Source organism: Pseudomonas sp. KnCO4 (genome assembly GCF_045344305.1).
GTDB classification, from domain to species: Bacteria; Pseudomonadota; Gammaproteobacteria; order Pseudomonadales; family Pseudomonadaceae; genus Aquipseudomonas; species Aquipseudomonas anuradhapurensis.
In genome coordinates this window covers 3,205,994-3,219,947 of record NZ_CP174199.1, presented here as the reverse complement: position 1 = coordinate 3,219,947, position 13,954 = coordinate 3,205,994, and the positions used below count along the sequence as shown (strand labels likewise).

Genomic DNA, 13,954 nt, shown 5'->3' with positions numbered 1-13,954 from the left:
TGCGCAGGGTCGGCCATCGCTTTCGCAAGGGCAGGGGGGCAGCGGTCGGTGGGCCTGCGTTGTGGTTCATGTTGACCACGGGCCAGCGGTCTAGCAATTCGTCAAAACGGGTTTTGTGCGGTAATCGAACGCAAAACTAACCATTCCGTACAAAGATATTGAAGCGTCGACTTTACCTGCGAATAATCGATCGTGCCAGAAACGGTGACCGGTGTTTGCCTGCGCCTGGTGCCGTCAGCCTCTAACAACAAGGAACTCCCGCCATGCAGCGTTCGATCGCCACTGTGTCCTTGAGCGGTACCCTGCCGGAAAAGCTCGAAGCCATCGCCGCCGCCGGTTTTGACGGCGTCGAGATCTTCGAGAACGACCTGCTTTATTACGCCGGCAGCCCGCGCCAGGTACGCCAGATGTGTGCCGATGCAGGGCTTGCCATCACCCTGTTCCAGCCATTTCGCGACTTTGAAGGCTGCCGCCGCGAACGCCTGCAGAAAAACCTCGATCGCGCCGAGCGCAAGTTCGACCTGATGCAGGAATTGGGCACCGACCTGGTGCTGGTGTGCAGCAACGTCCAGGCCGATGCCCTGGGCGACGAGCAACTGCTGGTCGACGACCTGCGCCTGCTGGCCGAGCATGCCGGCAAACGCGGCCTGCGCATTGGCTACGAAGCCCTGGCCTGGGGCCGCCACGTCAATACCTACCAGCAAGCCTGGAACCTGGTGCGCCAGGCCGACCACCCGGCGCTTGGGGTGATCCTCGACAGCTTCCACACGCTGTCACTGAAAGGCGACCCGCAGGCGATCCGCGAAATTCCCGGCGACAAGATTTTCTTCGTGCAGATGGCCGACGCGCCGATCCTGGCCATGGACGTGCTGGAGTGGAGCCGCCACTTCCGCTGTTTCCCGGGGCAGGGCGAGATGGACATGGCCGGGTTCCTCGCGCCGATCCTTGCCACCGGCTACCGCGGCCCGCTGTCGCTGGAAATATTCAACGACGGCTTCCGTGCCGCTCCGCCGCGGCAGAATGCCGCCGACGGCCTGCGTTCGTTGCTGTACCTTGAAGAACAGACGCGCCTGCGCCTGGAGCAGGAGGGCACGCCGATCGAGCCTGGCGTGCTGTTCACCCCACCGGCGGCCAGCAGCTATGACGGTGTCGAATTCCTCGAATTCGCGGTGGACGAAGCCGTTGGCGCGCGCCTGGGCAGCTGGCTGAAGCGCCTGGGCTTTGCCGAAGCCGGCAAGCACCGCAGCAAGGAGGTGCAACTGCTGCGCCAGGGCGATATCAATATTGTCCTGAACGCCGAACCCTATTCCTTCGGCCATAACTTCTTCGAGGCCCACGGCCCGTCGCTGTGCGCCACTGCGCTGCGGGTCAAGGACCAGCAAGCGGCGCTGAAGCGGGCCACTGCCTTCCGCGGCCAACCGTTCCGTGGCCTGGTCGGCCCCAACGAGTGCGAGGTGCCGGCGGTACGTGCACCGGATGGCAGCCTGCTGTACCTGGTGGAGCAGGGCACGGCCGGGCAAACCCTGTATGACACCGACTTCAGCCTGGACAGGAACGCCACCGCCACCGGTGGCCTGCGCCGCATCGACCACATGGCGCTGGCCCTGCCGGCGGAATCGCTGGACAGCTGGGTGCTGTTCTACAAGACCCTGTTCGACTTCGCCGCCGACGATGAAGTGGTGTTGCCCGACCCTTACGGCCTGGTCAAGAGCCGCGCCCTGCGCAGCCAGTGCGGTACCTTGCGCCTGCCGCTGAACATCTCGGAAAACCGCAATACCGCCATTGCCCATGCGCTGTCCAGCTACCGCGGTTCAGGCGTGCACCACATTGCCTTCGACTGTGACGACATCTTCCGTGAAGTGGCGCGTGCCAAGCTGGCTGGGGTGCCGCTGCTGGAAATTCCGCTGAACTACTACGACGACCTGGCGGCGCGCTTCGATTTCGATGACGAATTCCTCAGCGAACTGGCGTACTACAACGTGCTGTACGACCGTGATGCGCAGGGCGGCGAGTTGTTCCACGTGTACACCGAACCGTTCGAGGAGCGCTTCTTCTTCGAGATCATCCAGCGCAAGGGCGGCTATGCCGGTTACGGTGCGGCCAACGTGGCGGTGCGCCTGGCGGCGATGGCCAAGGCACGGAGTGGCGTAGCGCGCAAGCCGGTGCTCTGAACGCTGTCCATGTTAGGAGCGGCCTTGCGTCGCGATGGGCCGCAAAGCGGCCCCAAAAATTCATGCTGCGTTGCGGAAATCTTGGGGCCGCGTCGCGGCCCATCGCGACGCAAGGCCGCTCCTACAAGGCCCCATGTTTAGCTCAGGGGCGTTCAGCTACCAGCAACAGTGACTGCGGCACCGCGCTCTGCGGGTGCTGCGGCTCCTGCAGGCTGGCCAGCCGCAACCCCGCCAGGTCCAGCGCATTGAGCCAACTGGCGAGGGTGCGGAAGTACCAGGGCATCACCTGCCAATCCCCGTCCAGGCCGGTAAACGATTCCTCCCGCCAGCCGTCCTGGTATTCCCCATTGGCCACACTCCACGGGTGCAGGGTCTGGACCAGCAGCGCACCACCCGGCACCAGCAAGTCGCGCAGGGCCGCCAGCAGTGGAATGATGTCCTGCTGCAACAAGGCGAAGTTGGCGCAGATCAGGTCGTAGTCCTGGCCTACCTGCGCTTGCCCATTGGCCAGCTGTGCAAAACGGGCCAGGTGCACCTGTGCGCTGCCCGCTGCGCGTGCGGCTTGCACCAGTGCCGGGTCACCGTCGACGCCTACCGCCTCGATGCCACGCTCGCCCAACGCCCGCAGCAACCAGCCTTCACCACAGCCGAGGTCCAGCACGCGTTGCGGTTGACGGCCAAGGATGGCCAGCAGGATGGCCTGGTCAGTGACCTGGCGGCGGCTGGCGATAGCGCCGCTGCGCACGGCTGCGATCCACGCCTGGGCATTGTGCTGCCAGCTGGCGAGCAAGGCCTCTTCCGGGTGGTGCATGGGCGGTCTCCTCGCGCTCAACCGGCCGCCGCGCGCTGACGTTTGACCTGGTACATGTGCCCGTCGGCATGGCGCAGGAGGGTGTCGGCGTCGTTGCCGTCCTCCGGGAAGCAGGCCACGCCGATGCTGCAGGTAGGGGTGGTGATACCGGCGAATTCGTCGCCGAGCGGCTCAGCCATGGTCGCCAGAATCTGCGTCACCCGCTCGGCAATGAGTTCTGGCGACGGGCAATCGGGCAGCAGCACGGTGAACTCGTCACCGCCCATCCGCGCTACCGTTTCGCCAGCGCCCACGCAGCTTTCCAGGCGCCGGGCCAGGGCACACAGCAGCCGGTCGCCCATGCTGTGCCCGTGGTTGTCGTTGATCTGCTTGAAATCATTGATATCGAGAAACAGCAGGGCCAGGGGCCGATCCTGGCGGCGGGCTGCGGCAAGGGTGGTGCCCAGCTGTTCATTGAACCGGGTGCGGTTGGCCAGCCGGGTCAGCGGGTCATGGTGGGCCAGAAAGCGCAGTTCCTCTTCGGCCAGATGCAGGGCAGTCACATCCCGCGCCACGCCGATGCGCGCATCCGCCTCGTCGGACCAGCATGCCGCCCACAGGATGTGCACCACGCCGCCATCCTTGCGGATATAGCGGTTACGGAAGTCGTAGTGAGGGTGGCCGCTCATCACCCGCACGATCGAGGCGCGGGTCATCGCCAGGTCGTCAGGGTGCATGTAGTCGGTGATCGGGGTGCCGATCAGTTCGCTGGCCTGGTAGCCCAGCAACGCCTCGCAGGCATCGCTGACGAAGACGATCTGGTTGTCGCGATCGACCACGAATACCGTGTCCAGCATCAGGTGGATCAGCCTGGGGTACAACGTTTGCAGGTCTACGGGCATGGCTCGGGACGTCCGCGGCAGGGTGACCGATCATAGCCTGAATCCGGCAACCTGCGGCAAGCGCGGTTGCCGCGGGCGTAGCGCGCGACACTCAATTGCTGACCACCAGATCTGGCCCGAGGTAGTCGTTGATCTGCTGGATGTCGTCGTCGCCCAGGCTACCGACCGACGAGGCGAGGCGCAGCCGCGACAACAGGTAGTTCAACTTCGCCTCGAACAGGTCGTGGCGGGCGTCATACAGCAGCTCCTCGGCATTGAGCACGTCCGAGTTGGTGCTGGTGCCGCCTTCCTTGAAGCCCTTGCGGGTCGAGAGCAGCGAGCGCTCGTTGGAGGCCACGGCCTTTTCCAGTGCCTGGACCCGCAAGGCGCCACTCTGCACGCCATGAAACTCGCGGGTGGTTTCGGAAATCACCTGCTGGCGGGCGGCGTCCAGCTCATCCAGGGCCTTGGAACTGTTGGCGCCGGCCTGGCGGGTGAGGGCGCTGGTGCCGCCGCCGCTGTACAGCGGAATGTTCAGCTCCAGCCCGACCGAGCTGTAGTGGTTGCGCTGGTTCAGTTCGGAAATCGACTGGCTGCTGCTGGCGGTATAGCCAGCGACGAAGTCCAGGGTCGGCCAATGCCCGACGCGGGCGCGTTTCACTTCTTCTTCGGCCAGCTCATAGTTGTGCCGGCGGGCGTGAATCAGGGGGCTGTCGGCCTGCGCCTTGACCAGCCATTCCTGCAGGTTGTCCGGCAGCAGCGGCGGGGTGCTGAAGCCGGGCTGCAAGGTGGTCAGCGACGCCGGGGTTTCACCGATGAACTCCTCCAGCTTGCGGCGGGCATTGACCAGGTTGTCCTGGGCTTCGATCAGGTCGGCTTCGGCCAGGTCGCGGCGGGCAACCGACTCGTCGATATCGGTGACAGTACCGTCGCCCAGTTCCATGCGCCGCTTGGCCGACGCCAGTTGTTCTTCGAAGGCATTCAGCTTGGCCTTGGCCAGGGTGATGGTTTCGCTGGCCAGCAGCACGTCGAAGTAGGCTTCGGCCAGGCTCACTGCGGCCTCCTGGCTCTTGGCATCGAACACCGCCACGCTGTACTCGGCACGTTGCTGGCCCTGGCGGTACTCGGCCATCTTCTGCTTGTTGAACAATGGCTGGCGCAGACGCACGCTGGCGCCCTTGGAGTCGTAGTCCAGGTCACGGTCCAGGCCATACTGGCTCTGGCTGCCGTTGATCTTGTTGAAATAGCCCACGGCGTTGACCTGCGGCAGCAACCCGGCCTGGCCGATGGCGCGGTTCTCGCTGCCGGCTTGTTTTTCGTGCACGGCGGCCTGGTAGATCGGGCCCTGGTACTGCAACAAGTCCCAGGCTTGCTTGAGGTCCATGGCACTGGCCTGCATGGCCACCCCCAACAGGCACAGCATCAGGCACGGGCGGTTCATGTCATTGCTCCTTGAATGCAGCATCCACGCGTTCGAGCATCGGTTTGAGCAGGTAGCTGAGCAGGTTGCGCTCACCGGTCTTGATAGTGACGGTAGCCGGCATGCCGGGGCGGATGTGGTTGCTGCCGAGCAGGCCCATGCCGGCCTGGGTCACTTCCACCTGGGCCAGGTAGAACGGCTGCTTGCTTTCCTCGTCGATCAGGCGGTCGGCGGAGACCGTCTTGACCCGGCCTGGGATATTCGGCGTGCGTGCATGGTTGAAGGCCGGGAAGGCGATGTCCACGTCCAGGCCAGGGACCATCTTGTCGATGGCCTGCACCGGGATCATCGCGTCGACCTGCAACGGCTGGTCGAGCGGTACCACCTCCATGATCTTCGCCCCAGGCTGGATGATGCCGCCGACCGTGGCGATGCTCAGGGCCTGGACCATGCCGTCGATCGGCGAGCGGATCACCGTGTGGGTCACCTCATAGTCCAACGCGCGCAGGCGGTCGGCCAGGGTAGTGTTCTCCTTGGCGGTGTCGGTCAGTTGCGACTCCACTTCCTTCAGGTAGTCGTGCTGGCGCTGGAGGATACGCAGCTTGATCTCGGTGGCCTGGCTGCGGGCCCGGGCGATGTTGTTGAGGTTCTCGGCCTGGCCGGCGGACAGGTCGGCGTTGTTGCGTTCCAGCTCCAGCAGGCGGTTGCGCGGCACATAACCTTCGGCCGCCAGCACGCGGGTGCCCTGCAGTTCCTGGTTGAGGAAGCCGATCTGCGAGGCGCGGGCGCCGTACACCTGCTGCAGGCCCTTGAGCTGTACCGCCGTGGCGGCGAGGTTTTCCTTGAGGATGCTCAGCTCGCCGGCCAGGCCGGCGCGGCGGGTTTCCAGCAGGCGCTGTTGCAGGTCCATGGCCGCCAGCAGGCGCGGGTCGTTGGCGTAGCGCTTGAGCAGGGCGGGGTCGAAGGTGATGCTGTCACGGCCGTCGCGCTCGGCTTCCAGGCGGTTTTCCACGGTCTTGCCGACGATGTACTGGGCACTGACCGCGCCCTGTTCGGCGACTGCGCGCAACGCGTCCAGGCGTACCACCTCCTGGTCTTTTTTCACCACATCGCCTTCGCGCACCAGGATTGCCTCGACCGTGCCGCCACTCAGGTGCTGCACCGCCTTGCGGTTGCTGGTGACCTTGACCGTGCCGGTGGCGACCACCCCGGCGTCCAGCGGCGCCAGGCCCGACCACAGCAGGAAGCCGCCAAAGCCGGCGATGACCAGCCACAGGCCCCAGCGTGCCGGTCGGCCGGCGTCCAGGTCGATCAGGTGCTGGGTTTCGGCGGGAATCAACTCGGTGTGGTGGGTCATCGGCATGCGCAATCACTCCCGTGCTTTCACCGAAGCCAGCGGCGCCGTGCTCGCCGCCGGGATCACGCTGGCCTTGCGCAGCGCCGTGAACACTTCGTCGCGGCTGCCGAGCATTTGCACCACGCCGTCGCGCAGCATCAGCACCTTGTCGACCGCGCACAGCACGTTGGGCCGGTGGGAAATCAGGATCACGGTTGCCCCGCGCGCCTTGAGTTCGGCCAGCGCATCGACCAGGGCCTTTTCGCCAACGTCGTCGAGGTTGGCGTTGGGCTCGTCAAGCACCACCAGGTTGGGCTCGCCGTAGAGCGCACGGGCCAAGGCAATGCGTTGTTTCTGGCCACCGGACAGCGGCGAGCCATCGGCTGCCAGGCGGGTGTCATAGCCCTGCGGGAAGTGCAGGATCATGTCGTGCACGCCACTGCTGCGGGCCGCACGGATCACTGCTTCGCTGTCCACTTCGGCAAAGCGGGCAATGTTTTCGGCGATGGTGCCCTCGAGCAGCTCGACGTCCTGGGGCAGATAGCCAAGCCAGGGCCCCAGTTCGGCTTTGTTCCAGTTGAAGATGTCCGCGCCGTCCAGGCGCACCTTGCCGACCTGGGCCGGCCATACGCCGACCAGCAGGCGGGCGAGGGTGGACTTGCCCGAAGCCGACGGGCCGATGATCCCCAGGCTTTCGCCGGGAGTCAGGCTGAAGCTCACCCCGCGCACGATGGGCGTGCTGGTGCCGGGCGCGCTGGCGATCACGTTTTCCACGGCCAGCATGCCCAGTGGGCGTTGCAGTGGCATGCCCGCTGGCCGCTGCGGGTAGTCCTGCAGCAGCTCGTTCAACCGGCCCCAGGCCGAACGGCAACCCAGCAACTGCTTCCACGAGGCAATCACCTGTTCTACCGGCGCCAGGGCGCGGCCGGCCAGGATCGAGCAGGCGATCATCATGCCCGGGGTGATCTTGCCTTCGATCGCCAGCAGCGCGCCGGTACCGAGGATGACCGACTGCAAGGTAATGCGCACGAAACGCCCGGTGCTGCTGATCAGCGCCGCGCGGTCGGACGCCAGCGTCTGCATCTGCAGGATACGCAGGTGCCCTTGGTACCAGCGCTTGCCGATCGCCGGCAGCATGCCCATGGCCTCGATCACTTCGGCATTGCGCAGGTTGTTGTTGGCGTAGCTGGCTGACGACAGGGCGGCCTGGTTGGCTTCGGCCAAGGGTTTTTGCGTGGCTTTTTCGGTAAGGTAGGCTAGGGCCACCAGGATCAGCGAGCCGATCAGCGTGACCAGCCCCAGCAGCGGGTGGATCAGGTAGCTGACCAGCAGGTAGATCGGTGTCCAGGGGGCATCGAAGAAGGCGAACAGGCCGCTACCGGTAACGAACTGCCGCACCTGCGCCAGGTCATGCAGGGCCTGGGCCGGGTTGCCGCCGGCACGGCTCAGGTTGCGCTCGAAGGCGGCGCTGAAGATGCGCCGGTTGAGGTCCATGTCCAGGTAATTTCCGACCCGGATCAGCACCCGGGTGCGAATCATCTCCAGTGCCGACATCATCATGTACAAACCGATGACCAGCAAGGTGAGCATGCCCAGGGTGGTGAGGTTGCGGCTGACCAGCGCACGGTCGTACACCTGCAGCATGTAAATGGCTGGCGTCAACATCATGGCGTTGATCACGCCGCTGAAGGCGCCCAGGGCGAAAAAGTTGCGGCGCAGGCTGAACAGCACTTCGGCCAGTTCGGAACGGGTGCGTGGCGGCTTGTGCATCAGTGGCCCCCTTTCTCACACAACGGGGGTTGCCGTTGCGGCGCCCCGTACAGCGGTAGTCGTGGCTGCTGGTCGGCTGGCAGGCGGGGCGCTTGAAGGGCGAATGGGCCAACGCGCCGCGTTGCTTTCATATGTTGGAGCGTAGGTTGCAGCGAAACGACCGATAATATCGATTTGCTCTAGCGGTACTTTGAACCTTTTATAAGTGCCCGGAAAACATCTGCTTGCAACGCATTCTCAGCCGCGTGGAAACGTTTCGGACGAAATATTGACAGCACACAGCGATGGCACCGTTGCGGATCCTTCACGGACACGCCGGTGCCATGCCTCAACACCTGCTGCGCAGACCTCAACCCTGCAACGAGGCATTGATAAAGGCTTCGTCGAGTGTGGCCGCCTGGTGTGCTGCCAGAAATTGTTCGCCGCTTGCGAACGCATCGAGTTGGCCGCGCGCCAGCATGTAGAACCGATCGCAGCAGTCGACGACTTCCTGCGTGTAGTGCGATGAAACCAGCACACTTGCGCCGTCCTTGCAGGCGCTGCTGATGCCAAGCCATATGTAATGCCGGAATTCCGGATCCACGCCGGCAGTAGGTTCATCGAGAATGATCAGGTCGCTGTCCATCAGTAAAAGCGTCAGGGTGAAATAGCTGCGAATCTCGCCATAGCTGCAGGTGGAGGCCCTTTTCCGGGATATCTCGGCATACCGCTGGCCAAGGGCAGGGGACCAGGTGCACAGCCGCGAAAGGATATCCGCATGACTGGGCGCGCAGGCTGCGTTCAGCAGGGTAACCAGGGCGCCGGCGTCTGCCATCCGCAATGCTGGAGGAGGCGTCAGCACCTGGGTCAGATATACCTGGCGGTGCGAGGCATTGACGATGTGCCCGCTGTGAGGCGCTCTCAATGCGCAGATAAGGTCGAACAACGTGGTCTTGCCGGCCCCATTGCAGCCTAGTATTCCGACTGTCTCGCCTTTGGCCAAATGCAGAGATACGCCTTCCAGAAGCGGTTCGGCAGTGTAGGAGAAACCAATACGGTCAAGGGTCAGGATGTTCATGAGTATCGACTCCAGATGGGTTGGATCCGGAAGTACCTGGCCGTCAACAGCAAGCCTGCGGACAACGCGGCCCAGGCGGCGATGAAACTGCCTGACAAGGAGTAAGTGCCGTTGACGATCTGTGTGGTCAGGAATAGCGGATTGACGCTGTTGACCCACGAGTAGGCGAGTGGGTCGTGAGCCGCCGCGGCATAACCGGAAACCAGCATCAGGAAAGAGACCACGGAAAACAAAGTGCCGGCGGTGCTGAACTTCAGCGGCAGTGCGGCGATAGCGAGACCGATGCAGGAAAAGGCCAGGTAGCCCGTGTAGAAACCGGCCAGCAACACAGCAAACTCAGTCAGCGAGTAGTGGCCGTAGAGTGGTTTGGTCACGGCATAGAACAAGCTGCAGTAAAGGATGCTGATTATCGTGTAGCTGGTAGTGTGCGAGGCAAGGAACAGGAGGATGGCCTTTCGTTGGTAGATGAACGAGCGAATGAAGCCACTTTCGCGACGCCCGATCAGGTAGAAACTGAAGCCGAAAAACGCCACGTTTGCGGAAATGTATGCGTAGAACCAGGCGGCATCCGTCTGGTAATCCATGCTGCCTGGCCGGTAGCTGGATGTCACGATCATGAACATCAGGCAAGGGGCGAGGCCTGTCCACAGAAGGGCGGAGGGTTCTCTAAGATGTTCTTTAATTAATATCCGGGATATTTTTAAAATTCCATTGAGTTGTGATGCTAAGGAGAGAGTATGACGATTCATGGGAGTGGCACTATTTTGTTTAATTGTTTCAGAAGGATGCTATTTTCAAACGATTGAGAATATCGATTGCGCAGATTGAAATGTGATGCGTTGTTCATGTGTAGGAATAAATTTGGTGAAACGTATTTGCAGAAATATAGGGTGGAATTATTGAAATTTGATTGCGACTGCCTCCGTTGCACCCTCCGCTACCTCCGCAGCCTCCACTACCATCACAACTTTCTGCGCTACCAGACCCGCCAAAAAACTCTGCCTCTAACTCGCATTATTTAGAAAGCTGCAGACTCATTAAGGCAACTCCAAATTCATCGTTCATTTGATTCTCCTTTTTTCTCCGCGAAACGCGGAGTAGTGGGAGTTCTAGAACGTAAACTGACAGGTGTCAATCGTTTCGCTGGCTGTGCCTTACGGTTTGGAGTTGTGCGCTGTTTATATGTGGGGCTGTTTGTGGGATGTTTCTGGTAAGTTGCTTCGAGCTATATCGAAATAGGGTGGGTGGGTGCGCTAAACGACTGAGTCGAAGGTAGGGAAATTCGGTTTCTTGATTAGGGTGCTTCTTTGATAAATAGCAGATTGGTCGTATTCGATATGTGGGTCTTGAAAATTCGCAGAGTGCGACGTGGGTGTTGTTTAAAAACCAAAAAATTGTAACTTAATACGTCTGTCTCAAAGAATATAACCGGCCTCGGACAATATCACCGCGTTCGGCGTTTGGCCGCAGAACCAAAATTAGGGAGCGAACCGGTGAAGGTGCATGACAGCTTGAGGACCAACCATGACGAGGTCGCCCTGAATGCGCTGGACGGCAACAGGTTTTTTGCGCCGAATGAAACCTTGCGGGTCATCCGCGTAGCGGAGCTGGTTGAAGAGCTGGGCGATTATCAGATACCGCCTGCGGGCATCAATACGGTTTACCCGTAACGCCTGAATCGAGAAGATGTTGTGCTTTGACGAACATTGAGTTCGTTCTGCTGCTTGGGGGCAGCAGAACGACAAGGCCGTTTCAGCAGAGGCTCGGGCGCTATCGGGGGGAAGACACGTTATACTCCGCGCCTTTTGCCAGTGCCGGAAGCCGCCCATGCGCCAGGTTTTGCTTATCGTCGATGTCCAGTCCACCTTCAGTCCCCCCGAGTGGCTGGTCGATGGCCTGCGCCGGTTGTCAGCAAACATTCCCACCATTGCCTCGGTCGAACTGCACGACGAACAGGCCACGCCCTTCGAGCGTCAGCTCGGCTGGCACCCGGCTGCCGAGGACGAAAACCTGGTCGAGGCCGACCAGGTTTTTGTCAAGCATGGCTATGGGCAGAGCGCCGAGGCCATCGCGTACATCCGTGAGCTGGGCGTGGAGCGGGTGCTGGTGTGTGGGCTGCAGACCGAGACCTGTGTACTGGCGGCGGGCTTTGCCCTGTTCGATGCCGGGTTAATGCCCACCCTGGTCACCGACATGACCGTTGGTTCGTCGCTGGACCGGTCGGGCAAGCTGGGCATCGACCTGTGGAAGCATCACTTCCGCCAGGTCACGACCTCCGTCGAGGTGCTTGCCGAACTGGCCGTGCGAGGCTAGTCCAGGGGCCTCGCTGGTGTGGGCGGGGGCAACGCCCGTGCAGAAGCGGATTTACCCGCGAGCACCGGTACAGCCGGTGCCATCCACCGCGCTACCGGCCTTGCGCCTATTCCACCGCCTCGGCCACGCCCTGGTCCTCACCCAGGAACCCGCCGCTCTGGTGCTGCCACAAGCGTGCATAGGTCCCATTCTTTGCCAACAACTGCGCATGGGTACCTTGCTCGATGATGCGCCCTTCATCCATGACGATCAGCCGGTCCATGGCCGCGATCGTAGACAACCGGTGGGCGATGGCGATGACGGTCTTGCCCTGCATCATTTCGTCCAGGCTTTCCTGGATCGCCACTTCCACTTCCGAATCCAGCGCGCTGGTGGCTTCGTCCAGCAACAGGATCGGCGCGTTCTTCAGCATCACCCGGGCGATGGCGATACGCTGGCGTTGCCCGCCGGACAGCTTGATGCCGCGCTCGCCCACCAGCGTGTCGTAACCGCTGTGGCCCTGGCGGTCGCTGAGTTGGCTGATGAACCCATCGGCCTGCGCATTGACCGCAGCAGCGCGGATCTGCGCCTCGCTCGCATCAGGGCGGCCATAGGCGATGTTGTCGCGAATCGAGCGGTGCAGCAGCGAGGTGTCCTGGGTGACCATGCCGATGGCGCTGCGCAGGCTGTCCTGGGTAACCCGGGCGATGTTCTGCCCGTCGATGCGGATTTCGCCACTGTCCACGTCATAGAAGCGCAGCAGCAGGTTGATCAGCGTGGACTTGCCGGCGCCGGAGCGGCCGACCAGCCCGACCTTCTCGCCAGGCTGGATGTGCAGGCTCAGGTCGTTGAGTACCTGGCGCTCGCCGTTGTAGTTGAAGCTGACCTTGTCGAAGGTCACCGCGCCGCCGCGGGTCACCAGTTCGCCGGCATCCGGCGCGTCCTGCACCTTGGGGCCGCGGGTCAGGGTGGCCATGCCGTCCTGCACGGTGCCGATGTTCTCGAACAGCGAGGTCATCTGCCACATGATCCAGTGCGACATGCCGTTGATGCGCAAGGCCATGGCGGTGATGGCCGCCACCGCGCCGGTGCCGACCTGGCCCTGGTGCCATAGCCACAGGGCATAGCCGCCTGCGCCCAGGATCAGCCCCACCACCAGCGCCTGGTTGACGATCTCGAACTGGCTGACCAGGCGCATCTGGCGAAAACCGGTGTGCTTGAAGTCTTCCATGGCTGCGCGTGCAAAATGCGCTTCCCGTTTGGAATGCGAGAACAGCTTCACCGTGGTGATGTTGGTGTAGGCGTCCGACACCCGCCCGGTCATCGACGACCGCGCATGGGCCTGCTCCTGCCCGACCTCGCCCAGGCGCGGCACGAAATACAGCATGGCCAGCCCGAACAGCAGCACCCAGGCAATGAACGGCAGCATCAGCTTCAGCGCAAAGCCACCGGCCAGGGCGATGATCGCGATGAAGTACACGCCGATGCCGGGCAGGATCTCGATGACGGTAAACAGCACTTCACGCACCGCCAGCGCCGTCTGCATCACCTTGGTGGTGACCCGACCGGAAAACTCGTCGGAAAAGAACGACAGGCTCTGGCGCAGCATCAGCCGGTGGAAATCCCAGCGCAGGCGCAACGGCAAATTGATCGCCAGCACCTGGTGCTGGACCATCGTGCGCAGTGCCACCAGCCCGACGCTGGTCACCAGGACGATGCCGATCCCCCACAGTACGTGGCTTTCCTGGGGGCTTGCGGCATCACCGGCCTGCCAGGCCGCAAGCAGGTCGACCACCTGGCCGAGGAAGGCGAACAGCCAGGCTTCGTAGACTGACACCGCGGCGCTGAGCAAGGCCAGGGCCAGAATGTAGCCGCGCGCGCCGCGGGTGCAGGCCCACATGAAGCGCAGCAGGCCCACCGGTGGCGGTGGTACCTCGTCGGGGGGGAAGGGGTCGAGCCATCGTTCAAAAATACGCAGCATGCTTGTCTCCGGAAATCAGCTTTGCCCTGGCCGCTAACCATACAGAACACGCAGCGCTCTGGGGGTTCGAGTTGCCAGAGCGACTCCTTGTGGCGCGCAGCCGGCAACCCTGCAAGCTGACAGAGCCAGCCTATCAGCCCCTAACAGCCCCTCTATTAGATCTCTGCCCAGGCTCGGCTAGTCTTTTCTCTGGCTTCGCCAATTGCGCGAGCGGGCGCTGTGTCAGCACTTGCGTGCAAGACCGCCGGCGCGTGCC

At 62.7% G+C, this 13,954-nt stretch carries 11 protein-coding genes; 3 read left to right on the top strand and 8 right to left on the bottom strand.

Annotated features, from left to right (window positions below; all coding sequences use genetic code 11):
* The first annotated feature begins 263 nt into the window (after window positions 1-263).
* Window positions 264-2,171, top strand: coding sequence for a 3-dehydroshikimate dehydratase QuiC (gene quiC, locus ACJA3S_RS15050; protein WP_406819101.1), 1,908 nt, complete (start codon window positions 264-266; stop codon window positions 2,169-2,171).
* Between the two features lie 142 nt (window positions 2,172-2,313).
* On the opposite strand, the gene ACJA3S_RS15045 is transcribed toward quiC, so the two are convergent.
* The 7 genes from ACJA3S_RS15045 to ACJA3S_RS15015 all read right to left on the bottom strand — a co-directional run bounded on the left by ACJA3S_RS15045 (window position 2,314) and on the right by ACJA3S_RS15015 (window position 10,174).
* A complete protein-coding gene (locus tag ACJA3S_RS15045) occupies window positions 2,314-2,982 on the bottom strand; it encodes a class I SAM-dependent methyltransferase (RefSeq protein ID WP_406819100.1) in 669 nt (222 codons plus the stop codon).
* A 17-nt stretch (window positions 2,983-2,999) separates the two neighbouring features.
* Window positions 3,000-3,863, bottom strand: a complete 864-nt coding sequence (locus tag ACJA3S_RS15040) for a diguanylate cyclase domain-containing protein (protein WP_406819099.1) — start codon at window positions 3,861-3,863, stop codon at window positions 3,000-3,002.
* A gap of 91 nt (window positions 3,864-3,954) precedes the next feature.
* The gene (locus tag ACJA3S_RS15035) at window positions 3,955-5,283 is read right to left on the bottom strand and encodes a TolC family outer membrane protein (protein WP_406819098.1); all 1,329 of its coding nucleotides are present in this window, start codon (window positions 5,281-5,283) and stop codon (window positions 3,955-3,957) included.
* Between the two features lies 1 nt (window position 5,284).
* Complete coding sequence (locus ACJA3S_RS15030; RefSeq protein ID WP_406819097.1) at window positions 5,285-6,625, bottom strand: HlyD family type I secretion periplasmic adaptor subunit; 1,341 nt, start codon at window positions 6,623-6,625, stop codon at window positions 5,285-5,287.
* A gap of 6 nt (window positions 6,626-6,631) precedes the next feature.
* Window positions 6,632-8,368 (bottom strand): type I secretion system permease/ATPase, encoded by a 1,737-nt coding sequence (locus ACJA3S_RS15025; protein WP_406819096.1) that lies wholly within the window; start codon window positions 8,366-8,368, stop codon window positions 6,632-6,634.
* A gap of 349 nt (window positions 8,369-8,717) precedes the next feature.
* Complete coding sequence (locus tag ACJA3S_RS15020) at window positions 8,718-9,425, bottom strand: ATP-binding cassette domain-containing protein (RefSeq protein WP_406819095.1); 708 nt, start codon at window positions 9,423-9,425, stop codon at window positions 8,718-8,720.
* A complete protein-coding gene (locus tag ACJA3S_RS15015) occupies window positions 9,422-10,174 on the bottom strand; it encodes a hypothetical protein (RefSeq protein ID WP_406819094.1) in 753 nt (250 codons plus the stop codon). Before ACJA3S_RS15015 ends, ACJA3S_RS15020 begins: the two co-directional genes overlap by 4 nt.
* Before the next feature lie 744 nt (window positions 10,175-10,918).
* On the opposite strand from ACJA3S_RS15015, the gene ACJA3S_RS15010 reads away from it, so the two are divergent.
* Both ACJA3S_RS15010 and ACJA3S_RS15005 read left to right on the top strand, forming a co-directional pair.
* Window positions 10,919-11,095 carry a hypothetical protein gene (locus ACJA3S_RS15010; RefSeq protein ID WP_406819093.1) on the top strand — a complete coding sequence of 59 codons (177 nt, stop codon included), beginning with the start codon at window positions 10,919-10,921 and terminating at the stop codon, window positions 11,093-11,095.
* A gap of 157 nt (window positions 11,096-11,252) precedes the next feature.
* Window positions 11,253-11,738 carry an isochorismatase family protein gene (locus ACJA3S_RS15005; protein WP_406819092.1) on the top strand — a complete coding sequence of 162 codons (486 nt, stop codon included), beginning with the start codon at window positions 11,253-11,255 and terminating at the stop codon, window positions 11,736-11,738.
* Window positions 11,739-11,844: 106 nt separating this feature from the next.
* Here the strand turns inward: ACJA3S_RS15005 and ACJA3S_RS15000 are convergent, their stop codons facing one another.
* A complete protein-coding gene (locus tag ACJA3S_RS15000; protein WP_406819091.1) occupies window positions 11,845-13,698 on the bottom strand; it encodes an ABC transporter ATP-binding protein in 1,854 nt (617 codons plus the stop codon).
* Window positions 13,699-13,954 lie beyond the last annotated feature (256 nt).

What these genes read in the sequence shown, in the direction of transcription:
- quiC (WP_406819101.1), top strand. Translation starts at nt 264, where the DNA reads ATGCAGCGTTCGATCGCCACTGTGTCCTTGAGCGGTACCCTGCCGGAA.
- ACJA3S_RS15045 (WP_406819100.1), bottom strand. Translation starts at nt 2,982, where the DNA reads ATGCACCACCCGGAAGAGGCCTTGCTCGCCAGCTGGCAGCACAATGCC.
- ACJA3S_RS15040 (WP_406819099.1), bottom strand. Translation starts at nt 3,863, where the DNA reads ATGCCCGTAGACCTGCAAACGTTGTACCCCAGGCTGATCCACCTGATG.
- ACJA3S_RS15035 (WP_406819098.1), bottom strand. Translation starts at nt 5,283, where the DNA reads ATGAACCGCCCGTGCCTGATGCTGTGCCTGTTGGGGGTGGCCATGCAG.
- ACJA3S_RS15030 (WP_406819097.1), bottom strand. Translation starts at nt 6,625, where the DNA reads ATGCCGATGACCCACCACACCGAGTTGATTCCCGCCGAAACCCAGCAC.
- ACJA3S_RS15025 (WP_406819096.1), bottom strand. Translation starts at nt 8,368, where the DNA reads ATGCACAAGCCGCCACGCACCCGTTCCGAACTGGCCGAAGTGCTGTTC.
- ACJA3S_RS15020 (WP_406819095.1), bottom strand. Translation starts at nt 9,425, where the DNA reads ATGAACATCCTGACCCTTGACCGTATTGGTTTCTCCTACACTGCCGAA.
- ACJA3S_RS15015 (WP_406819094.1), bottom strand. Translation starts at nt 10,174, where the DNA reads ATGAATCGTCATACTCTCTCCTTAGCATCACAACTCAATGGAATTTTA.
- ACJA3S_RS15005 (WP_406819092.1), top strand. Translation starts at nt 11,253, where the DNA reads ATGCGCCAGGTTTTGCTTATCGTCGATGTCCAGTCCACCTTCAGTCCC.
- ACJA3S_RS15000 (WP_406819091.1), bottom strand. Translation starts at nt 13,698, where the DNA reads ATGCTGCGTATTTTTGAACGATGGCTCGACCCCTTCCCCCCCGACGAG.